22 protein-coding genes are annotated in these 26,657 nt (G+C 60.6%); 15 read left to right on the top strand and 7 right to left on the bottom strand.

The features are described 5' to 3' along the window. Nucleotides 1-41: 41 nt before the first annotated feature. From LB566_RS30515 to LB566_RS25020, 4 genes are all read left to right on the top strand, one after another. Complete coding sequence (locus LB566_RS30515; protein ID WP_224628318.1) at nt 42-1,220, top strand: HNH endonuclease; 1,179 nt, start codon at nt 42-44, stop codon at nt 1,218-1,220. Between the two features lie 142 nt (nt 1,221-1,362). Further along, nucleotides 1,363-3,252 carry a DUF262 domain-containing protein gene (locus LB566_RS25030; RefSeq protein WP_224628317.1) on the top strand — a complete coding sequence of 630 codons (1,890 nt, stop codon included), beginning with the start codon at nt 1,363-1,365 and terminating at the stop codon, nt 3,250-3,252. A 19-nt stretch (nt 3,253-3,271) separates the two neighbouring features. Continuing rightward, on the top strand, nt 3,272-3,616 hold the full coding sequence (locus LB566_RS25025) for a hypothetical protein (protein WP_224628316.1): 345 nt from the start codon (nt 3,272-3,274) through the stop codon (nt 3,614-3,616). A gap of 71 nt (nt 3,617-3,687) precedes the next feature. After that, entirely contained in the window at nt 3,688-4,491 is an 804-nt protein-coding gene (locus LB566_RS25020; RefSeq protein ID WP_224628315.1) for a hypothetical protein, read from the top strand. 161 nt (nt 4,492-4,652) lie between these two features. Here the strand turns inward: LB566_RS25020 and LB566_RS25015 are convergent, their stop codons facing one another. After that, on the bottom strand, nt 4,653-5,015 hold the full coding sequence (locus LB566_RS25015) for a hypothetical protein (RefSeq protein WP_224628314.1): 363 nt from the start codon (nt 5,013-5,015) through the stop codon (nt 4,653-4,655). Nucleotides 5,016-5,871: 856 nt separating this feature from the next. Here LB566_RS25015 and LB566_RS25010 point away from each other — a divergent pair. The 5 genes from LB566_RS25010 (at nt 5,872) to LB566_RS24990 (ending at nt 15,450) form a co-directional block, all read left to right on the top strand. Beyond that, nucleotides 5,872-7,869 (top strand): hypothetical protein, encoded by a 1,998-nt coding sequence (locus tag LB566_RS25010; protein ID WP_224628313.1) that lies wholly within the window; start codon nt 5,872-5,874, stop codon nt 7,867-7,869. Next, nucleotides 7,869-8,840, top strand: coding sequence for an OmpA family protein (locus tag LB566_RS25005; RefSeq protein ID WP_224628312.1), 972 nt, complete (start codon nt 7,869-7,871; stop codon nt 8,838-8,840). The genes LB566_RS25010 and LB566_RS25005 overlap by 1 nt, the downstream gene beginning before the upstream one ends. Then, complete coding sequence (locus LB566_RS25000; RefSeq protein ID WP_224628309.1) at nt 8,837-10,165, top strand: EH signature domain-containing protein; 1,329 nt, start codon at nt 8,837-8,839, stop codon at nt 10,163-10,165. Before LB566_RS25005 ends, LB566_RS25000 begins: the two co-directional genes overlap by 4 nt. Further along, nucleotides 10,162-13,251, top strand: a complete 3,090-nt coding sequence (locus LB566_RS24995; RefSeq protein WP_224628308.1) for a DEAD/DEAH box helicase — start codon at nt 10,162-10,164, stop codon at nt 13,249-13,251. The genes LB566_RS25000 and LB566_RS24995 overlap by 4 nt, the downstream gene beginning before the upstream one ends. An 810-nt stretch (nt 13,252-14,061) precedes the next feature. Beyond that, entirely contained in the window at nt 14,062-15,450 is a 1,389-nt protein-coding gene (locus LB566_RS24990) for a multicopper oxidase family protein (RefSeq protein ID WP_224628307.1), read from the top strand. A gap of 21 nt (nt 15,451-15,471) precedes the next feature. On the opposite strand, the gene LB566_RS24985 is transcribed toward LB566_RS24990, so the two are convergent. The 3 genes from LB566_RS24985 to LB566_RS24975 form a co-directional block, all read right to left on the bottom strand. Then, nucleotides 15,472-15,759 carry a PTS sugar transporter subunit IIB gene (locus LB566_RS24985; protein WP_140513359.1) on the bottom strand — a complete coding sequence of 96 codons (288 nt, stop codon included), beginning with the start codon at nt 15,757-15,759 and terminating at the stop codon, nt 15,472-15,474. A gap of 17 nt (nt 15,760-15,776) precedes the next feature. Further along, nucleotides 15,777-16,238: a PTS sugar transporter subunit IIA gene (locus LB566_RS24980; protein WP_140552662.1), complete on the bottom strand. Its 462-nt coding sequence runs from the start codon at nt 16,236-16,238 to the stop codon at nt 15,777-15,779. 74 nt (nt 16,239-16,312) lie between these two features. Continuing rightward, a complete protein-coding gene (locus LB566_RS24975; RefSeq protein WP_224628306.1) occupies nt 16,313-17,719 on the bottom strand; it encodes a PTS galactitol transporter subunit IIC in 1,407 nt (468 codons plus the stop codon). Nucleotides 17,720-18,313: 594 nt separating this feature from the next. Between LB566_RS24975 and LB566_RS24970 the strand changes: the two genes are divergently transcribed. The 3 genes from LB566_RS24970 to LB566_RS24960 all read left to right on the top strand — a co-directional run bounded on the left by LB566_RS24970 (nt 18,314) and on the right by LB566_RS24960 (nt 20,326). Then, on the top strand, nt 18,314-19,627 hold the full coding sequence (locus tag LB566_RS24970; RefSeq protein ID WP_224628305.1) for an NAD(P)H-dependent oxidoreductase: 1,314 nt from the start codon (nt 18,314-18,316) through the stop codon (nt 19,625-19,627). Nucleotides 19,628-19,691: 64 nt separating this feature from the next. Continuing rightward, entirely contained in the window at nt 19,692-19,934 is a 243-nt protein-coding gene (locus LB566_RS24965) for a type II toxin-antitoxin system VapB family antitoxin (RefSeq protein ID WP_140552658.1), read from the top strand. Then, nucleotides 19,934-20,326, top strand: coding sequence for a type II toxin-antitoxin system VapC family toxin (locus LB566_RS24960; protein WP_224628304.1), 393 nt, complete (start codon nt 19,934-19,936; stop codon nt 20,324-20,326). Before LB566_RS24965 ends, LB566_RS24960 begins: the two co-directional genes overlap by 1 nt. Before the next feature lie 68 nt (nt 20,327-20,394). On the opposite strand, the gene proC is transcribed toward LB566_RS24960, so the two are convergent. Genes proC through LB566_RS24945 form a run of 3 tightly spaced genes read right to left on the bottom strand, consistent with a single transcriptional unit; the run spans nt 20,395 to nt 23,583 of the window. Beyond that, nucleotides 20,395-21,210, bottom strand: coding sequence for a pyrroline-5-carboxylate reductase (proC, locus tag LB566_RS24955; protein ID WP_224628302.1), 816 nt, complete (start codon nt 21,208-21,210; stop codon nt 20,395-20,397). Nucleotides 21,211-21,269: 59 nt separating this feature from the next. Then, the gene (locus LB566_RS24950; protein ID WP_224628300.1) at nt 21,270-22,616 is read right to left on the bottom strand and encodes an O-antigen ligase family protein; all 1,347 of its coding nucleotides are present in this window, start codon (nt 22,614-22,616) and stop codon (nt 21,270-21,272) included. Further along, nucleotides 22,585-23,583: a glycosyltransferase family 2 protein gene (locus LB566_RS24945; RefSeq protein ID WP_224628297.1), complete on the bottom strand. Its 999-nt coding sequence runs from the start codon at nt 23,581-23,583 to the stop codon at nt 22,585-22,587. Before LB566_RS24945 ends, LB566_RS24950 begins: the two co-directional genes overlap by 32 nt. Nucleotides 23,584-23,753: 170 nt before the next feature. Between LB566_RS24945 and LB566_RS24940 the strand changes: the two genes are divergently transcribed. From LB566_RS24940 to LB566_RS24930, 3 genes are read left to right on the top strand one after another with little or no spacing between them, the layout of a single operon-like run. Continuing rightward, on the top strand, nt 23,754-24,926 hold the full coding sequence (locus LB566_RS24940) for a glycosyltransferase family 4 protein (RefSeq protein WP_224628295.1): 1,173 nt from the start codon (nt 23,754-23,756) through the stop codon (nt 24,924-24,926). Then, a complete protein-coding gene (locus LB566_RS24935) occupies nt 24,923-25,717 on the top strand; it encodes a WecB/TagA/CpsF family glycosyltransferase (RefSeq protein ID WP_224628294.1) in 795 nt (264 codons plus the stop codon). The genes LB566_RS24940 and LB566_RS24935 overlap by 4 nt, the downstream gene beginning before the upstream one ends. Continuing rightward, nucleotides 25,714-26,643: a DUF6492 family protein gene (locus tag LB566_RS24930; RefSeq protein WP_224628273.1), complete on the top strand. Its 930-nt coding sequence runs from the start codon at nt 25,714-25,716 to the stop codon at nt 26,641-26,643. Before LB566_RS24935 ends, LB566_RS24930 begins: the two co-directional genes overlap by 4 nt. The last annotated feature ends 14 nt before the right edge of the window (nt 26,644-26,657 follow it).

Raw genomic sequence — 26,657 nt, 5'->3', positions numbered from 1 at the left:
GGTGAAGTGAGACAACGAGAAATTCTTGGGGAGAGGGGGCCGTGGGAGATCAACTTCGATTGGTAGATGCGCTGGAGCAAGTGACCGACAACATCCGCCAATACAATCGTGATTTGGCTACGTCTCCTGAACTCCAAAACCGCCTCGGCAACCACATCGACTGGTATGCGATTCCTGATGGGCCTGATGGCTGGTTATTCGGACCTTCGAAGTTCATTGGATATCGCGACATGAACGCCGAGCGGTATCTGAAAAGTCGGGAAAACAATGCCGAACTGCATGGTTGGGATACGGAAGCGAAAGCCACGCCGCTAAACGATGCATTCGCGTTAGTGGACAGGGCGACTGACTCGGAGATATTCAACCAACTGAACCGCTATCTCGCAACTTTCGGAAAGCAGCCCAACGCACGTGCCAAGCTTAAGAGGCTGAAGCACCCTCTCGTTGGGGCAACTGACACGCCTCAAAACCCACCAGGCTCAATGGTCGCGACCGAGTTGCGGAAAGCGGCTTACGCCAAAGGATTTAGGATCGAACGTGGGGAGGCCAATGGTTGGCAATGCTATGCATCGACCACCGCCCATGGCCAAGTGTTTCTCGCAGGGGCGGGTATCCATGGGCCTTGGTTCGCGGCCTTCGATCACGCTGGCGTTGTTGCCGAGCTGGTGCTGCCCAGAGCGGATATGACCGGGCCTGGGCTAGCTCAATATCGCTTGGAAACCTTGTCCGGACTCTACGACGCGATCGATCAGGCCTATCGACTAGGTGATAGCCTTCCGGACGCACCGCTCCAGCAGTTTGAGATGGCCGTCAGAGATCTTCCTGCAGCGACCGAGGTCGAACGACTTGTGCTCCAGCGCGTCGGCCAGGACATTTTTCGGAAGGCACTGCTCCGATATTGGCGAGACCGTTGTCCCCTAACTGGCATCACCGAACCGGCATTGCTTCGCGCCTCACACATTGTTCCCTGGGCCTTGTGCGATAACAACGCCCAGCGGCTTGACGTGCACAACGGGCTGCTTCTGTCGGCCTTGTGGGACGCCGCTTTTGATGCGGGCCTGGTCTCGTTCAGCGATGAAGGCCTGGCACTATTCGCGCCATCGATAGGTGAAGACGCTCGCCTCGCTTTGTGCGCCGAAGAGCCGCTTGCCTCGATCAATCTGGCGCCCGGCCACTGCAAGAACCTCGCCTGGCATCGCGCTCGACACGGCTTCGCGTGAAGGGGATACGAACTATCGTCTCACGAGAAAAGCTCGCGGGCTGTGACGCGAGCAAGAGAGAGTATTCCAGTGGGCGAAGACCGTTGCTACTGATAGGCGGGCACCAGTTAGCAATCGGCAGCAAGAATTCGGGGGGATTTGAATGCAACCAGCCTATCATCCACTTGCCAATATTTTTGGGACGCAGACACGGCACCTGGTGCCCTTATTTCAGCGTCCATATGTTTGGAGCAGGGAAGAACAGTGGGAGCCCCTCTGGGACGACGTATCTCACCTCGCGGATCGCCTCGTTTCCGCAAATGGCAAGAAAGTGGCAGGCCACTTTCTAGGCACGGTCGTTCTTGAGCAAGCCGACACACCCAGTGGGCGTGTAACGAGGCGCGAAGTCATTGACGGCCAGCAACGTCTCACGACGCTGCAGATCGTGCTCCAGGCGGCAAAGCATGTCTTCGGTGAAATCCTGGGCTCAGGCCATGAGCCCGCGGAGAGGGCCGCGCGGATTGAGATCCCTCGGTTAGAAGCGCTGACTTCGAACCCGCCGGGATATGAAGAAGAGGAAAAATATAAGGTCTGGCCGACCAATGAGGATCGCGCGGCATTTCGGCAGGTCATGGATGCATCTGGCCCGCAAGGCCTCATAGGCGTGAAGACCCGCATGGCGGAAGCCTACGCCTATTTTGTCGAATCGATGCGAGCTTGGTTGGACAAAGGACCTGCAGAGCAGCGCGTGCCGGCGCTTTCTTCCGCGCTGAAAGACCATCTTCGCCTCATCGTTCTGGACCTCGACAGTTCCGACGAGCCACAGGCGATCTTCGAAACGCTCAACGCACACGGCACCCCTCTGCTACCTGCCGATCTAATTAAGAACTGGCTTCTCTGGCAATTCGCCCGAAAAAACCACGATGCGGCCGCGCCCTATGAGCAATACTGGAGCAGCTTCGATCGCGATCCCGCCTACTGGCGCCAAAAGATAGGCACCGGTCACGCCGCCAGGGCACGCGTGGACACCTTTCTCCAAAATTGGCTCATTTGTCGTGTTCGCCAGACGATATCGGCCAACCATCTATATGATCAATTCCTAAAATACGCGCAGTCGCGCGTTTCCCCTGAAGACATGCAGTCCGTTCATGTTCTGATGAGCGACATCCAGGTCCACGGCGATCTCTTCCGTCAGATCGACCAGCCGCCCGGGCGCTCCCGCTTTGCGACCTTCTGCGCACGGCTGAAACCACTCGACATGTCCGTGTTCCAGCCGGTGCTGATGGCACTTATGAGTCGTGAGGGATCGACCGAAGACGACAAGAACTCGGTGGCCGCGGCCTTGGAGAGCTATCTTGTTCGACGGATGGTTTGCGGTGGCCAAACCAGAGGTTACGGCAATCTGGCAATCGACCTGATTGGAGTGATCAACTCAGTAAATCCGGCCGAGCCAGTCGCTGCGAAGATTTCAAACTACCTTGGCGCCCTGGAAGGCGCGCTGTGGTGGCCCGACGACGAGCGGTTTAGGTCAGATTGGTGTGGCAGGGTCTTCTACGGCAATTTCCGTCGCGCGCGTGTTCTTATGATCCTGCAGGCTCTCGAAGAACACTACCAAACGCCAGGAGCTTTGGGCGAGCCGGTCGTGGGCTTCGATTTCTCGAGGCTCACCATCGAGCACATCATGCCGCAAAAATGGCGAGATCATTGGCCGTTCGATGGGGATGAGACCGGCAAGGTCAACAGAGACCGCGCGCTTCACGGCATCGGCAATCTCACGCTGGTCAGTGGGGCGCTAAATCCGTCCCTTTCAAACTCGGCCTGGAAGCTGCCTCCTCGCGTCGATGGCAAGCCGAGCGGCAAGTTCGCCGCGCTTAAAGCTCACTCGAATCTACAGATGAACGCCAAGCTGCTCGACCGCTGGCCGGATGTCTGGAGCGAGGCGCAGATGCTCGAACGAGCAAATGCCCTGTTCGAAACGGCTCTCCTGATATGGCCTAGGCCAGCGGCCAACGGAGCCAATCAAATCAGCAGCAGCAGACCAATCGCGAGCTAGCGCCATAGGCGAGCAAGACATGACGGCGAACGCCGCGCTGCGCGAGGGGAAGGGAACGATGTCGAAGCATGAAGGGCCTTTGTTCTTTTGCGAGATCACGCCCGAGCGTGAGTGGGCGATCGAAATGCGGGCTAGGGACGCGTCCGGCCTGAGAAAGCTTGGATACAGAGCGTCGGGCACGATAGACCGGCGAAAGGTGCCGAACGGATACGGCATCCAAGTGCATGATGCGGACAGGGCCGTGTGGACGACCATGCCCCTGAACGACCGAAAGGATATCAGACGGCAGTTTGACGCATTGCTCACGCAGGCAATGCAGGCGCTTGCGAGCCACGGCCATTTGGATGGACTGTCATCAAAATAGGGTCAGCGCAACTTCCTCATGCAGGGACCGGGGGCGTGGTTTGGATCAAAATCGTTGACGGAGGCGAAGGCATGGGACCGAAGGCGACCACAACCACCGCAGCCTCGCATAGGGGGCTCCGTATATGGATTACAGCCGGCGCGCTTGTTGCAATTGTGCTTCGCATAGCGTTCCCAACGCTTTTCGAGCGCATAGATTCGATCAGTGTTGCTTTGATCCTAATAGCGGCCATCCCATGGCTCTCGCCAATCATTTCCAAGATATCCATTCCGGGTTTGATCGAAACGGAGTTGCGGGAACTTAAGCAAAACGTTCGAGAGGCGAAGGACGAGGTCGCGTCTGTCTCCAAGATCGCTTTTAGGTCGCAAGATACAGCCCTCCTTTCCGGAGCCGAGCGCGGGCTCGAAATGACAAACCGCGATGGGTCTGTCCAACGCTTGGTGGAACTAGCGAAGGAATATGCCGCGGTTCGAGGAAGTATGCCGAGTGGTCCCGCTCGAACAGCCGCTATGGATAAGTTGTTTGGCCAGATGCTACAGGAAGCTGGAAGGCTTGAGGGAAAGTGGCCACAGCACAATGAAGCCCTGCGAAGCAACGAGGCTGGTGAGCAGCTGGGTGCTATTGCATACGCATTTGCATTTCCAGAAGCGGTCGATTTCAGCGGGCTAATTGAGTCCGTCGAAATCGCAAAGCAACCTTTCGTGCAATATTGGGGGCTAAGAGCGATCCAACGGGCGGTTGATGTGGGTGTTGGATACAGTCTCAAAGACGCAGAGCGGCTTCGAATCCTTGCTTCTGCGTTTCGCCCTGGAACTGACCGGTTCCTGATTGCGAATTCAATTTCCCGCGCCCTGGGCAAGAAGCTAGCTAACTGACGTTCGAGTCATGTCGAATGTGAGGGTTGTTCGCCTACCTTGCCTGACGGAAAAGTGGGGCAAAAGAAGGTCCCTTCTTTAACACTCCGAGGCGAGCGGCATCGCAGATGGCACAGCGCGCACTATTCGCCCAGGCCGGCTGACGCAGCTCCCACCCGCGATCATGCCGCCTCGAAGGGTTGAAGAGTATTTAGGATTGTGATGAGGTTGCGAACCACGGCACAGATGCCGGCTGCCCGTCCGTTCGTATCAGCGTAGTCGTTCGCATGTGCAAGCTGATTTCGTAAGGCTTCGATTTCTTTGAGATTCTTGACAAATTGTGCACGCCGTGGGTCTTCTCGAAATAGCAGCTTCATCAATATATCTCGTTTGTCGCAGAATTCGGTATAGAGAAGCTCGTCGAGAATGCCGCCCTTTGATCGCGCGAGCTTGATCCGGCTCTCCATGGAGGAGCGCCGCCCTGCAGACATGAGGCTGGGCCACCGCTCTTGACCTAGATCTTTGGCCTTTATGGCTTCTGTCATCTGGATCTCCAACTCCGTCACAAGCCCAAAAAGAGCAGCGCGAACTGGAAGTTTCTGCAGATCCGAGAGGCTCACCAATCCGACAATTCCATTGTGTCGGAAACTAGAAGTCGGAATGGATGATAGTCAGCCTCCAAAATGAAGGACAGAATGCTGGCATCTGCGCCGATCAGGTATCGTTCGCTCAGTTGTTCAAAGGCCTCGCCAACGGATACTTTGGAGGGGCTGTTTCGAAGTAGGGTTCAAGGTGGACTACGCCGACCACATGCTCATAGTCGCTCCCCTTCTCGATAACGGGCATGTAGCTGAATTTATCGCTGTTTCCGGCAACCAGGTCGGGGAGGCTACTCTTCTTTTGGCAGGTGACGAAATCACATCTCTTCGTTGCGATCATGCTGACGGTCAATCCGGCGTGCAAGTCATGAGTCTTCTTGGGTGCATATCTTGCCATATCTGATCAACTCTCGCTTGTTGCCAGCTCTGGACCGCCGCAAAAGATGGCGTCAATTCGGTTCACTGATAGCCTAATTTGCATCCGGCAACCCTCCTAGGGGAGGGTAATTATGCGTGCGCTTATCGAGGATACAGATCCTCATTTGAGGACATGATGAACACGGAAACCCGCCGATCTTGGCACCCGTTTCCGCCACAAGCTTCACTACACGTTGCCCGAGCTTGCCTTTGATATGGTCAATTGCAAGAGCAGAAGCAGCACAACAGTGGATAAGGTCGCGCGGCAGTGGAAATTAAGTGGCGAATATCGGAACGTCCCTGGCTGGGTTGTTAATGCCGGCGGATCTTCCGGCAGCGGGGTGGAATAGCGATTATGTTTAGTTCAGTTCTTGGGCTAGGGACCTTGGTAAAGGACCTGGTTCTTTCCGCAGCGTCATTTCTAACTGGTGACGCGGCACCAGGCATCGTCGTGATCCTGCTGCTGATTGCGCTTGCCGTCATCCTAGCGTTTGCGTGGCACACCTTCCAGAAGCGGATCAGCTCAATCAAACGGTTGCGCCGCGAACTTGGGAGTGGCGACTCACCGCTGCTGCAAGGCCGCGAAAAGATTAGTGCGTGGTTCAACAGCCAGAAGGGAGGCAAAGAGCAGGAGGCTCTTCGCGAAGCTTGGAGCGAATTCGACGAGACACTGTTCATCGACAACTCAAGCGGCGAGCCGCTGCTTCGCAATTCCGTGCGTCCGTCAGCGTTCTTCAACATCGACGATCTGCACTTTGGCCAGGGCTTCTATCGAATCTGGCCAGGCCTGTTCGTCTCGATCGGTCTGGCGCTCACCTTTCTTGGCCTTATCGCGGCACTGAATGCATTGTCTGGAAAGCATATCGACGACGCCGCTATGGCCAATCTGCTGCGGATCGCATCGGCCAAGTTCATCATGTCCCTGACGGGTTTGGTCTGTTCGATCGTGTTGACGATCGTGCTCCGGATTTTCGTCGGCAGCCTTGATGAACAGTTGCATCGGCTTTGCAGGACGGTCGAAGGCCGGATAAATTTCGCCAGTCTGGAGCAGATTGCGGTCGACCAACTCCGTGCGACGATCGAAAGTCGCGAGCACCAGCGACAACTTACCCTGCAAATGATCGCGGAGATCGGTGGGCCTCTCAAAACTGAACTGCCGCAGGCAATTTCGTCCTCCATCACGACGGCCATGCAGCCCATCATGGATAAGGTGAGCCAACAGGGCACCGATAGCATTGCGACTATGGCGACGGACTTGTCGCAGCAGGTGACACAAGGGGTCGCCGGTGCGCTTGGGCAGGCAAGTGAGCACTTGGCGCACGCTGGCGACAAGATAAGCCAGCTGGCCGATCGCATGGATCAGTCTTCCGGCCGCATGGGGAGCGAAATGGAGCAAGCCGTTGCTCGTGTCGCCCAGGCGGTGGATGAGCTGCGTGGAGCAATGTCTGCCTCTGCACAATCCGCAGCCGGCGTATTCAACCAGGGCGCCGAGCAACTTCTCGGTGCCATGAACCGGACGCTGGAAAGCATTCGCGACAACACCGGCGAAGGTGCCCGGGCGATTTCGGCCGCTGCGGTGGACATGCGCGACGCTGCTGTCGCCATGCGTAGCGAAATTGAGACCGCGGCGCGCAGTGGCGCCGATGCAGCAAAAGCTCGCCTGGAACTCGCGGGTGAAGATGCGGGTAAAGTAATTGGCGCTGCCGGGCAGACAATGTTGGATGCTTTCAGCAAGGCGGGTGCCGACATAGCCGGAATGACCCAAGCGCTTTCTTCGAAGGCGGGCGATAATCTGATTGCTCCGATCGAGGCGATTGCACGCCAGCTCGACGGCATGGTGAGTTCGCTCGCGGGCGGCGCCGACCAAATGCGCCGACTTGCGGATGCTGTGCGCGACGGCGCGTCGGCTAGTGCCGAAGCCGCGGGCACTTTCCGTGGAGCGTCCCAAGAACTAGTTGCCGCGGCAGCGCCTGTGCGCGCGACATCCGAGCGGATAGAGGGCACCCTACGCCAATTTGCGGACGGCACGCGGGATGCCGTCGCAACCGTCCGGGAAAGCTCGAGGGCGACTGCGGAGGCCGCTGCCCGGACATTGGAGGCGGCGCGTGAAACGATTGCCGCAGAACGCCAGGGCGTCGAAAGCTCGCTTGCCGCGGTCGCGACCATGCTAGAACGGCTGCGTGGTCAAGGCGATCGCATGGATACGATCGACCACAAGCTTGGCCATGCGTTCGATCTTTACTCCAGCCAGACTGAACAGGCGATGCAGGCCGTTCGCAGCCATGTTCAGACCATGGCGGGTCAACTGAACACGGCGCTCTCGACGCTTCAAACGATCCTTGATGGACTGCAGGAGTTCCAACCACAGCAGGGACGCAGCTGATGCGTGCCAGCTCTATGCGTCGTCGCCGGCATGAGGAAGAAGAAGAGTCCGCCTTCGTGTCGATGACAGACATGACGGTTGGCTTCCTCTTCATCGTCATCCTGCTGCTTGCTTTCTTCGCAAGTCGATACAATCCGTCAGAGATGGTGCCTCGTCCCCAATACGAGCAGGTCTTGAACGAACGCGACGCATTGGCTGAAGACCTGAAACGCCTGCAAGAACGCATCTCGCAATTGGAAACTGAGCGCGACGCGGCCATCGCAGCCCGTGAGAGGGCGGATAAGGAAATCGCCGAGCTGAAGGCCCGGATTGCACAGCTCGAGGCTGAACTGGAAAGGTTGAGAAAGCCAAATCCGCTCGAAGCCTACATCAATAACAGCATGGAGGCTCGGAGGCGTATCCTTCAGCAGCTGCGCGACCGTATCCGTGTGGACTTTCCGGATCTCCAGCTGATGCTGAGCGAGGAGTCGCTTCGCTTCCAGGGAGAGGGGCTTTTCAAGCGGGGGGAGTATACGCTCCTTCCCGAGCGGCTGCGCCTCGTGCAGGTGTTAGCCGATCGTCTGAGAGACATCCTACCTTGTTATACCCTGGGTGCTGATGCCAGATTCGATGCGAACTGTAATTCGGGGTTCGCCCTTATCGAAGCCGTCCAGATCGAAGGCCACACCGATTCCGACGGTGACGATATGGCAAATCTCGTGCTGTCCACCAATCGTGCCACGACCACGTTCCGCGCGATGACCACGCACCAAGAGAAGCTATTGAACTACCTCAACTTCCAGCGGCAACCTGTCTTGTCAGTGGCTGGCTACGGTCGGATGCGTCCGATCGCTCCAAATGACACTGTCGGAGACAAGGCATCCAACCGGCGCATAGATCTGCGCATTATCATGCATGTTCCTCGCGACACCGACGAGATCGAGAAGGTCCGCGGTGCGCTGCTCATCGGATCTCGGATGGGTCGCCCGTGACCAACGAAGCGCATCAGCCGTCCCTGTCCCACCGACTCGACGATCTACGACCGCTCGCGACGCCCTCGCTGCCATCGTTCGAGTTGATCGAGCGAAACATCCGTCGGGTTCTCGACAGATACGACGCACCTGACAAGCCTCCGGAACGGGACGCCGAACGGCTCTTTTCCGAGATGCTGCGCAGGATCAGAGAACACGATTGGCACAAAGTGCCAATGAGTTTCGTGACGCGCGTAGCTTCTCTCGTCTACGCGGCAGCGCACCGGTTTCGTGACGATCTGGCTGACATTCGCCGCTTCCTGTGTGCCGAGATTCGCGCAACGACACGGCATGGTTTCATCAACCCGATGGTGCGGATCTATATCGAGAGCTACGAGACAGGTAAGGCCCACACGCTGGAGTTAGCTGAGGCGCTGCAACACTCTCGCTCCAGGATCGGAGCTCGTTGGCAGCCTCTCTTGGAGAACGTCCCGGAGTTGCTAGACGCGCACCATGCACCCTCGGCGCTTGCCGCCAAAATGGACCTTATGCCGGATCCTTGGCATGGCCTTCGGGCGTTGGGACTTCATCAGCCGCATGCGCCCGGTCTAATGGACACGGCTCATATCGAATTTCTCAATATCATCGAGCCGCAACTCACGTCGCTCAATGATATTGAGCGATTGCTGGGCTGGCTTAAACCGGATGATCGTGCGCTCAGACAGGTAGGGGCGGGTAAGGCGATTGAAATTCTCCTGGGCCACTGGCGGACACGCAGCCCCCCCGCAGAGATCCAGAGCCTTCTGGTCGATCGGTTGACGCAGCTCTACAGCCATCCTCGTGTCAACCCTCACCCTGCCTGGAATGAGGTCGATCCAGCTTTGGTTCAGATATTCCTGCGCTGGCTAATGGGTGCGGATATACGGTTCTTGTTCCGAGTTCTGACGGAAGTAGAACGCGGTCACATGTGGGCCGACAGGGAGAAGTTCTGGTGGACACTCCATGAGCAAGGGCGCATTGATGAAGTCTGGATCGCCTTCAACGATGATGGACATCGTGCGGCGCTTTCGAAGTTGCCCACAGATGTCCGTCAAAATGGACGGCGTTTCGGCCGGCAGGTCGGCGACCGCGACAAGTCTCTGCTCGTCATGCGTATCCGCAACAAAATCGTCGTTGAAGGGACATTCAACTTCAAAGTCCATTTCTTCAAGGCCGACCAGCCGCGCACCCCTGAGCTCTATCGATCACGTTACGACGTGGCAGACATCCGGAACCTCCCAAACCTCGACGCGATCGCGCACTTGGGCGACTGGCAATCCCGTGTCCTGATGGCACTATCCCGATGACATTTGAACTCAGCTACGACGCCTCCAAGATCACGCTGCGCCTTTTATCCCACCGCTCTGGTCTGCTGGGGCGTTTAATGCCCGGCAGGAAGATTGATCTCGAAACGCTTTCAGGCGCCGATCGTCGGCTAGTCCTGGCCCTCGCAGATCTCAAATCGATGGCCGACCGCCTCGATGAAACTATTCAGATATCGTCCGATCGCATCACACTTGGGCATCATCTGGCCGCAGCATTGGACAATTCTACTGCTGTTGAGGTCGGCTTGCCTACGCTGACGGACCTGACATTGCGCACCGACGCAGAGGGCGTGCTCGGGACAGAGGGCTTTCGCCTTCAAGTCCAGTGGTTGCGGTCGGGTCAGCAACGAATTCCGAAGAGAACTGGAGCGATTCTCGACACGGACCGAGGCTTGCAGCGGCTGCCAATATGGATGCTCGAGGCAATTGAGGTAGCAGAGAGGTTTCGTAAGTCCAAGGACGACGCTGAGCACTGGGAGGCTTTAGCGCGCTTTCGCAAGACGCTTGAACCTGGTGTCGAGATGTCGGCTGATAGTGCCATGGCCCGGCTTTCGATGACGGATTTCCTTTCCGGACTTGAGGTCTCGCTCGCCGACGGCTTCTCAATCAGCCCGACAGACGATGGTGACGACTTCGAGGTGTTACCCTTTGCCAATGAAAGGCTCGATCCCGACGCGGTCACAAGTGAGGCCATGGCAGAGCTCGCCGGCGCCGATCTCGTTCAGTTTCAGCGACGATTGCGCGAGCGCGGTGCGCTCAACGCGTTTCGACTCGCACCGGGTAAGTTCCTGGTCGTTGATCGCAGCGCGGGGGCCGCGCTTAAGGTCATGGCCGATATGCAGCGCGCGGCTCCCGAAGAGCGCAGGGCATTCGTGCGCAATCCTCGTGCACGAATTACCGAGGCAGTTGAGGCGCATCTGCGAAGGCAAAGCGGTTTTCAGGAATTGTCTTCAGCGGCGCAGGAAGAAGCTGTTGAGGCCGCGGCAGGACCACTGTTCATCGAGACCGAGGAGTATTCCCAATTCTCGGAACGCGTAACAGGCACCGAGGCCTACTCGGGAAACCCAGTGGCGGAATTTGCATCAAGTGGCACGACTTGGCTGCCCGAGGCCTTCACCGATGCTGTGCTCAAGCGCCTAGATAAACTGCGGACACCCGAACTTGAAGAGCTGCGTGATCGCGTGCAAGCGGCTATCGATGGCGGGGATGCAACTCTGTCGTTCGAAGACATCGAACTTCCCGCAAACAGCCAGACGCTTCACGTCCTTGAGGGTCGTATCCAGTCGCGGAGCCTCGCAGAAGAGGAACCTGATCACGATGATGTAGGTCCGAACGGCCCCATAATACTGAAGACCGAGGTCAACTTCGAGGACGTCTCTTGGCGCCCGACCCGGGGGCCTCGACATTCAAATCTCGGAGACAGGGTGCCTTATGCGATCAAGACCAGGTTGAAAGATCACCAGGTCGAGAGCTTAGCCTTGCAGATTGAATCCTGGAAGGCTGGAATGCCGGGCATCCTGAATGCCGATGAACAAGGCCTGGGCAAGACGCTGCAGACAATCGCATTCCTGACGTGGCTGAACGAGCATATGAAGCGTGACGGAACAGCAAGCCGCGGCCCAATGCTGATTGTTGCTCCGACGTCGTTGCTTGAGAACTGGGAACTGGAGGTTAGTCAACACGTCGAGTCGCCGGGCCTCGGACATCTCATACGGCTCTATGGATCCGCTACGGGAGCTAGGAAGCTTGCAGGGGCGAACGGGCGCGATACTCTCGACGGCGAATCCAGATTGGACTTCTCTGATATCCGTGGTGCACTCAATGCGGGAGCGGGGCACCTTACCTGGATCCTAACCACCTATACGACGCTAACCAACTATCAGCATTCGCTTGGCAAAATCCCGTTCGCGGTTGCCGTTTTCGACGAGATTCAGAATATCAAGAATCCAGGCACCCTGGCGGCGAACGCCGCTAGGGCAATGAATGCCGACTTTCGTATTGGCCTAACGGGAACGCCGATCGAGAATTCGACCGTCGATCTTTGGGCGATTATGGATCAGCTGACTCCTGGCGCGCTGGGGTCGTTACGGGAGTTCCGCGATCGATATGGAACCCCGGACGAAGACAACATGTCGGAACTCCACTCTCGCGTGTTCAAGACGCAGAACGGTTTGCCGCCGCTAGCCTTTCGACGCTTGAAGGAAACAGTCGCCCGAGACCTTCCGGCAAAGTCACGTTTCATGCATCCGCGAGCAATGCCGCCACTCCAGGCGGGCCGCTATGAGGAGGCTCGCGTCAAGCTCGCAAGTGGCGGGCCCGGCGCTGCGTTGAAGATGCTGCACCATATTCGCTCCGTTTCGGTGCATCCGGCAATCGACGCGCAAGAAGACGCGCAGGAATTTATTGACGCGTCAGGGCGTCTGGCAGCAACTTTCGACATATTGCGGCGCATCAGGTCGGCTCGTGAGCGAGCTCTGGTCTTCATTGAGAGCCGGCAGATGCAATTCCGCTTTATGGAACTGGTGCGTGCCGAGTTCGGCTTAGCGCGGGTCGATCTCATCAATGGCGACACGCCCATCCAGAAGCGACAGGCGATCGTAAATCGCTTCCAGGAGCACCTCACCAACGATGGCGGATTCGATCTGCTGGTTCTCGGTCCAAAAGCAGCGGGAACCGGTCTAACCCTAACGGCCGCCACCCATGTTATCCACTTGTCTCGCTGGTGGAATCCGGCCGTTGAGGAACAGTGCAACGACCGCGTCCATCGCCTAGGTCAAACCAGACCCGTAACAGTCCACTTGCCTATGGCAGTCCATCCAGAATACCGCGAGCACTCTTTCGACTTGCTGCTTCAAAGTCTCATGCAAAAGAAGCGCAAGCTCGCCAGTTCCGCGCTCTGGCCAATGGGCGATTCCAACGATGACGCAGCACATCTCCAGCATATGTTACGGGAGGAAGGCGAACCTATATCCGGTCGGACAATCGACGACGCAATGGCGGCGATGATGAGGCGCGATGGCATTAACTCAGCCGCACCCAACGCAATGGGCGCTTGGCAGTTTGAATGATCGGCGTTTAGATCTGTTGGGTGGATGACCGTTCTATGTCGATAGATGGGATGGGCGTAACTTCGGCTTTTTGGGCTGGATCCTTCCTTTTGACAGAAGAGCGAGCCGGAGTTCTCGACGACTCGAGACACCACTGTCAAAACCGCAGTCTGCTGAAGGCCGCCTTTGGTTCACCCCGCTGCATCTCCCTGAATTTCCGTCCCCGTCATCGATTTTTCCAGGCCTATGCGACGCAACGGAATCCAGGCAAGGGCGAGGGCCGATTCGCTAAAACCTGGCTCCCAGACAATTGCGGTGTCCACTATATCGTTCGTTGCGCGGGTCGTCACAATGTTACAAAATATACTCTAAGTGATTGATTTTATTTAAACAACCTAGAGTTCAATCCTCTCTCGCAGCACCAGTCTGCCTAACACTTCCAGCGCCATCCGCCTCCTTCCTGTGCCTTTCCGGCATGGACGGGCAAAACAAGGCGCATCCCGGCACCTGAATCCGAGGATTTCGCGCAAGGTTGGTTCCCGTTTGCCGGCAATATCTTACGAATCGGGGCTTCAACGACATGGTCTGGCACCGGATCGCGCACAGTCGCACAATCCGGTCGCGCGTCGGCTAGCCCGTCCGTTCCTCTCATTGAAGATGAGAAAATTCGGCATACACGTTCCCGCCGAAACGGCGGGGGCGAAGTGCCGTCCGCGCAGACCTGCTGGCCGCGGCTTCATCGGGACGCAAATGCCGATATCGGCATTTGCGCTGGCCGTCCGATCGTGATTCAAGTCGGCGATTCCGAGGGCTTTCCCGCTGGAGCGCAGCATGAGCTTGATCACACGCCGTCGACTTCTGAAATCGGCCGCTGTTGCCGGTGCGGGCGGGCTTGCCGCGATGGGCAGGCTTGGTGGCTGGGCCGCCGCCACGCCCGAGCCGGTGGTGCTGCGGACGGCCAAGATCCAGGCCAAGCTGATGGAGATCGGCCCGACCAGGGACGTGCTGACCTATGGCAGCGCCGGAATGCCGCCGGTGCTGAGGATGAAAAAGGGCGAGCCCTTCGCCGCCCGGCTCGTCAACGCCATCGATGACCCGACGACGATCCACTGGCACGGCGTTCGGGTCCCCAACAGGATGGACGGCGTTCCGTTCCTGGTCCAGCCCTATGTCTATACCGGCGATCACTTCGATTATGCCTTCACGCCGCCCGATGCCGGCACTTTCTGGTACCACCCGCATTGCAACACGCTGGAGCAGATGGGGCACGGCCTGACCGGCGTGATCGTGGTCGAGAACCCGAACGATCCGAAATTCGATGCCGAAATCGTCCTCAACCTGCGCGACTGGCGTCTCGGCGACGACGGCCAGTTCATCGACCAGTTCCGGCCGCGCGATGCCGCGAGAACCGGCACCTATGGCACGGTGCGCACGGCCAACTGGCTCGACCAGCCGCACTATGACGCGCCGGCCGGCGGGCTGGTGCGGCTGCGCGTCGCCATCACCGACGTGACGCGCATCCATGCCTTCCGCGTCGAGGGCGCGCAGGCGACGGTGATCGCGCTGGATGGCAATCCTGTGCCGCGGCGTTTTTCGCCCGATGCCTTGCTGCTTGGCCCGGGACAGCGCATGGAACTCGCCATCCGCATGCCCGACGAGGAGGACGCGACCGTGAGCCTGCGGGACGTCAGGGGCACCAAACCCAAGGTGCTGACGACCTTGCGTGCGGCCGGCCAGTCGCTGAAGCGCGATATTCGTGATATCGCGCCGCTGGAGGCCAATCCGGTGGCGGAGGTCGATCTCGGCGCGGCCCGGCACATTTCGCTGGCCCTCAGCGCTACGGCCGAGAACGTTCCGGGCGACGGCATATGCGGTTCGCTCGGCTACAGTTTCTGGGCCATCAACAAGGTGCCGTGGCCGGGTGACACGCCGGATCCGACCGCACCGCTGGCCGAACTGAAGCTTGGCAGGAGCTATGTCATCGACATGGAGAATCTGACGCCGCAATCGCATCCGATGCATTTGCACGGCATGAGCTTCAAGGTGCTGTCATCCTCGACGCGGCAGGTTGAGCCGCTGATTTCCGACACCTATCTCATCCAGCCCAACGAGAAGGTGAGCCTCGGCTTCGTCGCCGACAACCCCGGCGACTGGCTGCTGCACTGCCACATCATCGAGCATCAGAAATCGGGCATGACGAGCTACGTCAGGGTGACTTGAAGCCGAGTCGCGCGCAGCGGCCTATTTGCGCAGTTGCGCCTCGATCTCGTCGAGCACCTTGTCCTTGCCGATGCCGGTGAGGAAGGCGAGGCCCTTGATGACCGGCTTGGTCACCGAAGCCGAGATCGGCGTCGTCGCGACGATGAAGTCTACGCTGTCGGCCAGCCCCGGTACTTCGGTCGCCTTGGCCTGCTGGGCGTTGAAGGTCAGGCCGCGCTGTTTCATCGCCTCGGTGACGGCGACGTTGACCGCGGTCGAGGTGGCTATGCCCGTGCCGCAGGCAAAGAGAATTGTTTTCTGTCTGGACATCTCTTGCTTCTCCTTGTTCAGCCGAGCACGGCCCGAACGTCGTCTAGCGTCCTGGCCGCCCTCAGGCCGTCCAAGGCTTGCTGGTTCTGGATGGTGGCCATGACGGCCTGCAGCGCTTCAATCTGCTTGTCCTTGTCATTGATGGCAAGCAGGAAGACGAAGCCGACCGGCAGCTTCTCGTCGGGATCTTCCATGTTGGCGAAGACGACGGGTTGGCGCAATGTGCCCAGGGCGATCCCGGGCTTCAGCACATGTTCCGGATCGGTGTGCGGCACCGCGACATTGTCGGGGCGCTCCAGCGGCAGTCCTGTCGGGATGGTCAACTCGCGACGCACGACCGCGTCGGCATAGGAACTTTTGACATAGCCGAGCGTCTCGAGCCGGCCGGCCAGGATGCGGATGATCTGCTCATTGGTCGAGGCATCGGATCCGAGCACGATCGCTTCGGGATCCAGAAGTTGCATGAGTCCGTCAGACATGTTTTTGCTCCGTCGATAAAATCGTGCGCCCGGGGAGGGCGCACGATCATTTCAAACGTCAGGCGTGATGAGGCTCAGGCCGTGCCTTCGGCCGGCTCGTCCTCGGCGCCGGCTGCCCGTTCCCAGCCGAGCGTGTTGCGGCGATAGAGGACGAACAATGCCGCGATGACCACGGCGATCGCGACGATTCCGGCAAGGCCAAGTCCCTGGATCGCCTCGATGATCACATAGGGCACCCACAGGAAGCCGTCGACGACCGAGGTGATCTGCAGCGCGTCCGCCGGGAGCTTGAAGCCCGAGGCGACGGCGGCACTTGTGAACAGCGGCGCCAGCGCGTTGGCGACGTAGAAGCCGATCGCCAGCGTCACCGTGCCGATCACCACCATGCGGAACACATTGCCTTTGACCAATGGCGCGGTCATGGCGACGATGAAGGGAATGACCGCCAGGTCGGCGAACAGGATGACGCGGTTGCCCGGCAGGATCACCGACAGGATGATTGCGATCGGCACAAGGATCAGCGACGAAGAGATCGCGGCCGGATGACCGATCAGGATGGCGGAGTCCAGCCCGACCAGAAGTTCGCGGTCGCCGGTACGCTTGCGCACGAATTCCTGCGCCGCGTCCGAAACCGGGATCAGCCCTTCCATCAGGATCTTCACCATGCGCGGCAAAAGCAGCATGACGGCCGCCAGGGTCATGCCGGTGCCCAGCACCTTGGCGAGCACCGTACCGAGATCCCCCGCATTGTAGAAGGCGATGGCGCCGAGCACGAGGCCGATGATCAAGCCGAGCACGACAGGCTCGCCGAACACACCGAACCGGCGCTCGATGGTCTCGGTGTTGATGTTGATGCGGTTGATGCCGGGAATGCGGTCCATGATCCAGTTCAGGATGATGGCGATCGGCAGGATCTGCGCCGAGGCCAGATGCGGCACGGAAATGCCGGGCACGCCGTAGAACTGCTGAACCGCGCGTGCCGACCAGTCGGCGAACAGCAGCGACAACGCCGCGACCAATGCCGCGATGGCGATGCCATAGGCCAGATTGTCGGTCGCCGCCACGACCAGCGAGCCGACAAAGGCGAAGTGCCAGAAGTTCCAGACGTCGACATTGAGCGTGCGCGTCATGCGCGTCAGCAACAGCACGATGTTGACCAGGATGCCGACGGGGATGACCCAGAGGCCGACCGACGAGCCGAAGGCGATGGCGGCCGCCGACGGCCAGCCGACATCGATGATGTCGCGATGAATGCCGGTGTTGGTGACGATGGCCTTGGCGACGTCGCCGATCGACGTGAACATCAGGCCAAGCACGAGGTTGATGCCGATGAAGGCGACGCCGATGGTGACCGCGGCGCGAAAGGCCTTGCTGACCTTTGCGCCCATAACGACGGCTATGATGAAAATGACGATCGGCAGCAGCACTGTTGCGCCGAGCGTGTCGATGGCCCCTTTGAGGCCTGAAAGAATAGTATCCATTTGTCCTCCCCTGGAGCACCGAGCCCGACCCCCGGGTTCGAAATGATGCTCCGTTGACCTCCAACGCCTTTGCCGCCAACCTCGGCGCAAAGGCACTCCCCGTTCTGCCCGCGAGCCGGAGTGCGTCCCGCTCGGTGATGCGGGATGAACATTTGCCTTCGCTGGCGAACGAATGTTTTATTGAGGCAGTTCAAGGCAATGTCAATTGGCAAGTCTTTGAAACCCAAAGGCAACGAATCCGGGCTGACGGAGCCTTCGCCTGCGCGCTCTTGACGGACCATTGAACGCAAAAACCCGCCTGTGCGGCGGGCCCGTGGCGCAACTCAGCACCATGGGCAAATATGTAGCATAGTTGCCCTCACCCAGTCAAGAAAAAATTCCTATCACGGGAAACTGCCGGCAAAGCCTGGCTGGCAGCCGTCGGGTCTTTGTCGCCCCGAGTTCGGAGCCCCGCTTCGGGCCAGTCGGGACCGGAGCGAGCGCGTCTGTACCGCGCGATTTCATGGGAAATCGATGGGCCGAGGCCAGTTTCGTTGGCAAGGAGGGACTATTCCCTGCTAATTCGATGCGAACCAAAACTTTGGACATCCCCGCATGACCAACGTCGCGCTGACCGGACTTGCCCGAGATCTTGCCCGTCGCGCCGCCGAGGGCCGCCCGGTGCGCATCGGCGTCATCGGTTCGGGCGAGATGGGTACCGACCTGGTCACGCAAGGCATGCTGATGCCCGGCATTTCGGTCTGCGCGGTCTCGACGAGACGCCCGCATACGGCGCGCCAAGCGGTCCGCATTGCCTATGGTGACGAAGCGAAGGCCGTCGAAGCCGATACCGCTTCGAAAGTCACCGCGGCGATCGAGGCGGGAAAGATCGCCATCACTTCCAACGAGATGCTGGTCACCAATCCGCTGGTCGACGTCGTCATCGACGCCACCGGCAAGCCCGGCGTCGCCGCCGATTTCGACCTGATGGCGATGGAGCATGGCAAGCATCTGGTGATGATGAATGTGGAGGCCGACGTCACCATCGGCTGCTATCTCAAGCAACAGGCCGACCGGCTTGGCGTCGTCTATTCGGTCGGCGCCGGAGACGAGCCCTCGAGCTGCATGGAACTGATCGAGTTTGCGTCCGCGCTGGGCCTGACCATCGTCTCGGCCGGCAAGGGCAAGAACAATCCGCTCAACCACGATGCCATGCCCGACGATTATCGCGAGGAAGCGATCCGCCGCAACATGAACCCGCGCATGCTGGTCGAGTTTGTCGATGGTTCGAAAACCATGGTCGAGATGTGCGCCATCGCCAACGCCACCGGGCTGGTGCCCGACGTGCCCGGCATGCACGGCCCGAAGGCCGACCGCGATGACCTCGTCAAGGTGCTGATCCCGCGCGAGCACGGCGGGCTGCTCACGAAAAAGGGCGTCGTCGACTACACCGTCGGCAAGGGTGTGGCACCCGGTGTCTTCGTCATTGTCGAGGCGACCCATCCGCGCATCGTCGAGCGCATGGACGACCTGCATATCGGCCACGGTCCCTATTACAGCCTGTTCCGGCCCTACCATTTGACCTCGCTGGAGGTCCCGCTGACCGCGGCCCGCATCGTGCTCTTCGGCAAGCCCGACATGGTGCCGCTGCCAAGGCCCGTCGCCGAGGTATGCGCCGTCGCCAAGCGCGACCTCGTAGCCGGCGAAACCTTCGATGCGATTGGCGAAACCTGCTATCGCTCCTGGACGATGACCGTCGAAGACGCTCGCGCCCGGCGCGCCGTGCCGGTCGGCCTGCTCGAAGGCGGCAAGGTGCTGAAACCGGTCAGGAAAGGCGAGCTGCTGACGGCCGACAACGCCGCGCCCGACCAGACGACGAGGCTGTTCGGCTTGCGCCGGCTGCAGGACGAGATGCTGTACGGAAAATAGGTCGCTGTGGCGCCGTCATGACAAGTGCACTATATTGTAGTGGCATGTCGCTGAGGACCGATTAATGAACCTCCAGATCAGAGACCCGCGGGCACGTGAATTGGCACAGCGGCTCGCCGCCAAACGTAAGATTTCAATGACCGAAGCTGTTATCGAAGCGCTTGAGTCGGAATTGAAACGGGAAAGCGGACGCATCCCCCTGGCGAAGCGGCTGTCTGCGATCGCCGATGACCTTAAGACCAAAGCCGGCCACGGCGGCCGGCCTGTGAGCAAGGATGAGATCGACGACATGTGGGGACATCCCTGATGTTCGTCGACACCTCCGTGGTCGTCGCAATTCTTTCGGCAGAAGGGGATGCCGGCGAATGGAGTGACAGGATCGCGGCAGCACCACGCAAGATTACTTCCGCGCTGGTGGTGCTTGAGGCAGCGATGCGGCTTTCCACCATGCTTGCTGTCGAGCCGCTGGTTGCGGAAACGGCGATAGAAGCGTTTCTGCGCGAAGCCGAAATCGAAATTGTGCCGATCGGCGCCGACGATGCCAAACTCGCCATCCAAGCGTTTTCAGACTACGGCAAGGGACGTGGGCACCCCGCGCAGCTCAACCTTGCCGATTGCTTGTCCTATGCTTGCGCGAAGGGCCACGGCTCGGTTTTGCTCTACAAGGGCAACGACTTCTCACATACGGATCTCGCTTAGAGCAATTCCAGGAAAAGTGTGAGCGGTTTTTCGTCCAGAATTGCGTCAAAACAAAGAGTTAGATCGCTCTATTTCCCCAATTCGATCGACCGCAGCCGAGCCGCTTCCACTGCTTGCGTGAGAAGATTGGTCAACCGGTCATCGCCCATCAGCACTGCCAGCGCGGCCGCCGTCGTGCCGTTCGGGCTGGTCACCTGCTGGCGCAGCAGGCCCGGCTCCTCGCCGCTTTCGGCGGCAAGCGAGGCGGCACCATAGACGGTCTGCATGGCGAGCAGCCTGGCGGTCGCCGCCGGCAGGCCCGCCTTCTCCGCGGCGACGGTCAGCGCTTCGATGAAATGGAAGATATAGGCCGGTCCCGATCCCGACACGGCGGTCACCGCATCCATCAGTCCCTCGTCGTCGATGGTGGCCACTTCGCCGCTGGCCGACAAGAGGTCGGCGACGAAGCGCTTGGTGTCGTCGGAAACCAGCGGATTGGAAAACACCACCATCATGCCCTTGCCGATGGAAGCAGGCGTGTTGGGCATGCAGCGCACAACAGGCGCGCGGTCGCCCAGGATTTCCTCGAAGGTGGCGACCGGCGTGCCCGCGGCGATGCTGACGAAAGTGGTGCGCCCCTCGCCGAAACGTTTGTAAGCGGCCGTCACGTCGCGGATCACCTGGGGCTTTACGGCGATGATGATGAGATCAGGCACGGCACCGGCCGGAATATTGGCGGCGTCGGCAGCCGTGCCGCATCCGAGTGCGGCCGCGCGCTGGCGCAGGTCGGCATTGGGCTCGACCACGAAAACGGCCGACGGTGCAAGCTTGCCGGATTTCAGCCAGCCCGAGAGCATGGCGTAACCCATATTGCCGCAGCCGGCGAGAACAAGACTGATCGTCATCGAAAGCCCTCCGAGGAAAGGCTTCACATAAACGCTCGCGGATCAACGGGGAAGCCCTGTCAGGTGGAGTGGCCCAATCGCGCGCCACGACCGGCGTTGCGCACCGCGACCGGACGCAGCGAAACTTGCCTGAGCCCGAGCACGCCGAGCACGAAGAACAGCCACACCGGATCGCCGCGATGGAAGAAGAAGCTTTCGAGGAAGGCGTTGAGCGCGGCGAACAGCACCACCATCATGAAGAAGTCGCCGAGATAGATGTTTTCCTTGCGCAAGGGAATGCGCATGTAGTCGCGCAAAGGGGCGATCAGGAAAGTGTAGACCGCCACGCAAAGCGCCGGAATGCCCATCAGCACGGCGATGTCGAGATAACCGTCATGGCCGTGCACGATGGTCCTGATATCCCACGGCCGATCGAAGGGCTGATCCTGGTTGAGCAGCAGCGGCGTTCCCCAGAAACTCTCATAGCCGTAGCCGGTCCACGGTTTCTTCGCCAGCATCTCGCCGGCGAACTCCCAAAGCGTGGTGCGCCCGGTATAGGTCAGGCCGGGGAAATAGATCGCCGCCAGCTCTTTCACCGGCGGCAGGAAAACGATGCCCAGCGTGCCGACCGCGGTGATGATGATCGCCAGCGCAAACAGGATCGGCGTGCCGAGCCGCATGCCGACGATGCTTGGAAACATGACGATCAGGATCGAGAACGGCACCAGGCCGGCCGTGGTCTTGGATCCGGTGTGCAGCATGAACACCATTGCCGCGAAGAAAATCCCGGCGCCCCAGAACCGCTGCCCGCGCCGGAAGAGATAGAGGCCGGCGAAGCTGAGGCAGGCCATGACCGGGCCGGCGATGTTCTTGTGGGTGAAGACGCCGCGCCACAGGCCGGCATGTTCGGGTTCCTGCGAATCGGCCGTGTGCATCGCCTCGTGCGGAAAGACGATGAGGCCGAGATAGGAAAGGCCCATGACCGCCACGGCGGTGAAGATGATGACCTTCGAGAAGGAATCCGCATCGCGCGGCAGCACGAGGATCGTCGCCATGGTCAGGATGCCGATCATGGTAAAGGAGGCGGCGCGCATCGCCGAGGGCGGGTCGGTCGCCAGCACCACCGAAAGGAAGAAGAAGCCCAGCATCAGCATCCAGGACGGGCTGAGCAGCGAGCGCACGATGCGCGGGTCGGCAAACGCCATCAGCGAGAAGATGGAAACGGCGCCGAGCGAGCCGAAGCCGAGCTGGTTGACGATGTCGCCGCCTTCGCCGGTGAGTTCGGCACCCGCGGGCTGGAACGGGCGGAAGGACACCATGATGACGGTGAACAGCAGCGCCGCGATCGCAGTTGCCACGCCGTCGCGCGTGAACGCTGCGCTGAGCGGCGCGCGCTCAGTTCTTTTCAGGCTGGCGGTATTGCTCATTGGCATATCCGAATTCGGCCAGCACGCGGCCCAGCGCCACATGGACAGGGTAGATGGCGGCCGCGGGCGATCCTGTCCGTGCCAGCCTGGCGGCGCCGCGAAATGGCGAGGCGGCAAGCAGGGCCAGGCTCTTCAGCAACACCTTGACGCCGGCCAGCGGGGTGCCGGCGCGTTTCTTCTTTTCGACCAGCGTCGATATCACGCCGTTGCGCAGGCTGCGGGCGCGGATCCAGTCGGCCTCGACCCGCCGGGCCGGGACGGTCTCGATCACGCTGGCCTCGGCGCACCAGCCAAGCACGAAGCCGCGCTGCGCCGCCCGGCTCAGGAAGTCGGAATCGCCGCCGCCCATGAAATTGAATTTCAGGTCGAGGAACGGCGGCCCCATGGCGGTAAGCACGTTGCGCCCCACCAGGAGATTGCCGGACGAATAGAGCGCCGGCACGAGGCCGGTCTTGCGGTAGGGCGGCGCGAAGACCGGATGCTCGGCCCAGCGCGCATGGGCGGGATCGGCAAAGTCGGGCACTTGCGGGCCGCCGACAATATCGGCGCCAAGGCTTTCGGCCGCCCCGCACATCCGTTCCAGCCAGTATGGATCGGCTATCTCGTCGTCGTCGATGACCAGCAGGTGCCTGAAATTCGGGAAGTGCAGGATCGCCGTCTGCCAGCCGGCATTGTAGGCGCTGCAATTGCCGCGCTGATGCGCGATGATCACCATGCCCGGTATCTCGCCGCGCTCGAACAGCGGCAGCGACGCCTGGGCGCCGGCACGCGCCTCGGCCTCGTTCTCCATGACGATGACGGCGAAGCGCCTGCCGGTCTGCTGCGCCCGCAGCGACGCCAGCGTTTGCAGGACCTGGTCCGGCCGCTTGAAGGTCGGCAAGGTGACGATGGCTTCGACGGCCTCCGTGTCAAGCCGGAGGGATCGTCCCGCGATCGATACCGAACCGTCCGATGGCAAAGGGATCATCCGTGTCAGCCGCATGGTGGGTCGCGTTCTGTTAGCACCACGACGATAACGTTTCGTTAATCACCTTTCACGGAGTGGCCCTTCAAGCCGGGGTTTGGGCCGTCGATGCGCGCGCATTTAATCAAGGGTTCACCGCGCTTTGCTACCGGCTGCACCACAGGATAGGTGAGATGCATCTGCTGTTCGCCACATCGATCGTGCCCGATGGCGCTCTCGCATCGGGCTACGAGATCGCCAATGCTGCAATCATCGCTGCCTTGCGGCGCGCGGGCGCGCGCGTCACCGTCATCGGCTTCATCTGGCCGGGGAAAGTGGCGGCCGATCCTGAAAACACCATCGTGCTGGGTGCCGTGGACGTGCGCACCGAAAATGCTTCAGCGCTGCAAAAGCTCGCCTGGGTGGGCAAGGCGATGCTTTCGGGCTTCACCTTCGCGTCGGCCAAGTTGCGTGCGGTCTCCGATGCCGAAGTCCTCGCCGCCATCGAGCGCGCCGGCCCCTTCGACGGCTATGTGCTCAATTCCGTGCAGTTCGCAGGCGCCTTCGAAAAGCTCTTTGGCGACCGGCCTTCGATCTTCGTCGCCCACAATGTCGAGCATCTTTCGGCGCGGGAGAATGCCGCTGCCGCCCCGGGCGTCTTCCAGCGCCTGTTGTTCCGCCGCGAGGCAAGGCTGCTCGAGAGCGTGGAAGAGCGTCTGTGCCGCCGCGCGCGTTTCGTCTTCACGCTGGCCCAGGAAGACCGCTCCGCACTCGGCGTAGCCTCAGACGACCGCTCGGCGGTGCTGCCGCTGGTGACGGGCGCCAGGCCACCGGCGCACAACGGTCGGCGCAAGATCGAGTGCGACGCCGCGCTGATCGGCACCTGGACCTGGCAGCCGAACCGCATCGGGCTCGGCTGGTTCCTGGACAAGGTGGTGCCGCATCTGCGCCCGGACTTCCGCATCAGGATCGCCGGCAGCATGCCGTCTGATATCGTCTCGTCTCATCCCGGCGTCGCTTTCGTCGGACGCGTGCCGGACGCCCGGGCTTTCATACGCGGCGGCGCCGTCATTCCGCTCATCAGCACCGCCGGCAGCGGCGTGCAGCTGAAGACGATCGAGACGTTCGAGCTCGGCCTGCCTGCCGTCGCCACCAGCCACGCGCTGCGCGGCATCGACCATCGACCGGTCAATTGCGCCGTCACCGACGATCCGGTCGCCTTTGCCAGGGCGCTGGAGGCCGCGGCGGCCGATATTCGCGACGTCGACGGCAGCGCGTTCCACCGCCGGCAGCTCAAGGCGCTCGATGCCGCCATCCGGCTTGGCCTGGAGAGGCTCGGTCCTGTCATGCAGGAGGCGTTTGCATGAACATGCACACCGCCCGCGCCGCGTTCGGGTCCGACACATTGAAGACGATCTTCGGCATCTCCGTGCTCGCCATTCGCTGGGACGAGGCGATCGCCCTGCTGACGCGGCTGATCGCGGAACGGCGCTTCACCAAGGTCAGCTTCCTCAACGCCCATAATGCCAATCTCGCCTACACCGATCCGGTGTTCGCCCAGGCGCTCGACGATTTTCTCATCCTGCCGGACGGCATCGGCGTCGATCTCGCAGCGCAGCTTCTCTATGGCGCGCCGTTCCCGGACAATCTCAACGGCACCGATTTCGTGCCGGCCTTTCTGCGGTCGGTGGCCCGGCCGCTGACCGTGGGGCTGCTCGGCGCGACGCGCATCAATGCCGAGGCCGCGTCGAAGAAGCTCGCGGCGATTGCCGTCCAGCACAGATTCGTGGTCATCCATGACGGCTACTTCTCCGCTGCGCAGGAGCCGGAAATCATCGAGCGGATCGCGGCGCTGCGGCCTGATATGCTGCTGGTCGCCATGGGCGTGCCGCGCCAGGAATTGTGGATCGAACGGCACATCGACGAGCGCCACTGCACGCTGCCGGTCGCGGTCGGCGCGCTGCTGGATTTTCTCAGCGGCGCCGTGCCGCGCGCGCCCTTGTGGATACGGCGCCTCAGGCTGGAGTGGCTGTTTCGGCTGGCGGTGGAGCCGGGACGGCTCTGGCGCCGCTATGTGGTCGGCAACCCCTTGTTCCTGTGGCGGGTCCTCAAACAGAAATTGTTGAACCGGCCCCAAGCCGCCGGAGACGTCCGTTGAACGAGAGGTTCGTTCCAGGCGCGATCGCCGAACCCGGACTGCTTCGGGCAACGCCGACGGCAGCCATGGTGACGGCAAGCTATGCGCCGGATTTCGAGCGTTGCCGCCTGCTCTGCGAAACCCTCGACCGGCATGTTACGGGGGTCGCGCATCATTACATTCTGGTCGAAGGCCGGGACGTCAAGCTGTTTCGCCGGTTGGAGAGCGCCAACCGTTCGGTCGTCGACGAACGTGAGCTGCTGCCGCGCTGGCTGCATGTCTTCGACGATCCGCTCAGTCTGTTCCGGCGGCGCGTCTGGCTCAGCCTGAAGACTCAGCCGCTGCGCGGCTGGCACGTGCAGCAACTGCGCCGCATCGCCGTTGCGGCGCATGCATGCCAGGACGTCCTGGTCTTCTGCGATTCCGACGTCGCCTTCCTGAAGCCTTTCGATTGCGGCGCGTTCTGGCGCGACGGCAAGGTGCGGCTGTTCCGCCGTGACGGCGTGCTTGCGCAGGACGGTCATGACGAGCATCGCATATGGTCGCGCAATGCCGGTTCCGCGCTCGGCATCGATCCGTCGAGGAATTCGGTCCACGATTATATCTCGACGCTGATCGCCTGGCGCCGCGACACCGTGCTGGCCATGTGCAACCGGATCGAGGAGGTGCATGGCCGAAACTGGGTCGAGGTCGTCGGCTCGGCGCGCAAATTCTCCGAATGCATGATCTATGGCCGCTATGTCGACGATCTGCTGGACGGCGCGGGGCACTTCCATGACTCGGAAGAATTCTGCCGCGTCCATTGGACCGGCGAGGCGCTGTCGGACGACGAATTCCGCCGCTTCATTGCCGCCATGGCTCCCGAACAGGTGGCGATCGGCATGCAGTCCTTCATCGGCACCCACACCGGCCGCATCCGCCGGCTGATCGGGCTCGACCGATCCTGATCCTGAAAAGCAGT

The organism is Mesorhizobium sp. CA13, assembly GCF_020165235.1.
GTDB lineage: Bacteria > Pseudomonadota > Alphaproteobacteria > Rhizobiales > Rhizobiaceae > Mesorhizobium.
The sequence above is the reverse complement of the archived record's forward strand: the minus strand, read 5'-3'. Positions and strand labels throughout refer to the sequence as shown.

What these genes read in the sequence shown, in the direction of transcription:
- LB566_RS24945 (WP_224628297.1), bottom strand. Translation starts at nt 23,583, where the DNA reads ATGATCCCTTTGCCATCGGACGGTTCGGTATCGATCGCGGGACGATCC.
- LB566_RS24975 (WP_224628306.1), bottom strand. Translation starts at nt 17,719, where the DNA reads ATGGATACTATTCTTTCAGGCCTCAAAGGGGCCATCGACACGCTCGGC.
- LB566_RS24970 (WP_224628305.1), top strand. Translation starts at nt 18,314, where the DNA reads ATGACCAACGTCGCGCTGACCGGACTTGCCCGAGATCTTGCCCGTCGC.
- LB566_RS24965 (WP_140552658.1), top strand. Translation starts at nt 19,692, where the DNA reads ATGAACCTCCAGATCAGAGACCCGCGGGCACGTGAATTGGCACAGCGG.
- LB566_RS25005 (WP_224628312.1), top strand. Translation starts at nt 7,869, where the DNA reads ATGCGTGCCAGCTCTATGCGTCGTCGCCGGCATGAGGAAGAAGAAGAG.
- LB566_RS24990 (WP_224628307.1), top strand. Translation starts at nt 14,062, where the DNA reads ATGAGCTTGATCACACGCCGTCGACTTCTGAAATCGGCCGCTGTTGCC.
- LB566_RS24935 (WP_224628294.1), top strand. Translation starts at nt 24,923, where the DNA reads ATGAACATGCACACCGCCCGCGCCGCGTTCGGGTCCGACACATTGAAG.
- proC (WP_224628302.1), bottom strand. Translation starts at nt 21,210, where the DNA reads ATGACGATCAGTCTTGTTCTCGCCGGCTGCGGCAATATGGGTTACGCC.
- LB566_RS25025 (WP_224628316.1), top strand. Translation starts at nt 3,272, where the DNA reads ATGACGGCGAACGCCGCGCTGCGCGAGGGGAAGGGAACGATGTCGAAG.
- LB566_RS24950 (WP_224628300.1), bottom strand. Translation starts at nt 22,616, where the DNA reads ATGAGCAATACCGCCAGCCTGAAAAGAACTGAGCGCGCGCCGCTCAGC.
- LB566_RS24940 (WP_224628295.1), top strand. Translation starts at nt 23,754, where the DNA reads ATGCATCTGCTGTTCGCCACATCGATCGTGCCCGATGGCGCTCTCGCA.
- LB566_RS25015 (WP_224628314.1), bottom strand. Translation starts at nt 5,015, where the DNA reads ATGACAGAAGCCATAAAGGCCAAAGATCTAGGTCAAGAGCGGTGGCCC.
- LB566_RS24995 (WP_224628308.1), top strand. Translation starts at nt 10,162, where the DNA reads ATGACATTTGAACTCAGCTACGACGCCTCCAAGATCACGCTGCGCCTT.
- LB566_RS24980 (WP_140552662.1), bottom strand. Translation starts at nt 16,238, where the DNA reads ATGTCTGACGGACTCATGCAACTTCTGGATCCCGAAGCGATCGTGCTC.
- LB566_RS25030 (WP_224628317.1), top strand. Translation starts at nt 1,363, where the DNA reads ATGCAACCAGCCTATCATCCACTTGCCAATATTTTTGGGACGCAGACA.
- LB566_RS24985 (WP_140513359.1), bottom strand. Translation starts at nt 15,759, where the DNA reads ATGTCCAGACAGAAAACAATTCTCTTTGCCTGCGGCACGGGCATAGCC.
- LB566_RS25020 (WP_224628315.1), top strand. Translation starts at nt 3,688, where the DNA reads ATGGGACCGAAGGCGACCACAACCACCGCAGCCTCGCATAGGGGGCTC.
- LB566_RS24960 (WP_224628304.1), top strand. Translation starts at nt 19,934, where the DNA reads ATGTTCGTCGACACCTCCGTGGTCGTCGCAATTCTTTCGGCAGAAGGG.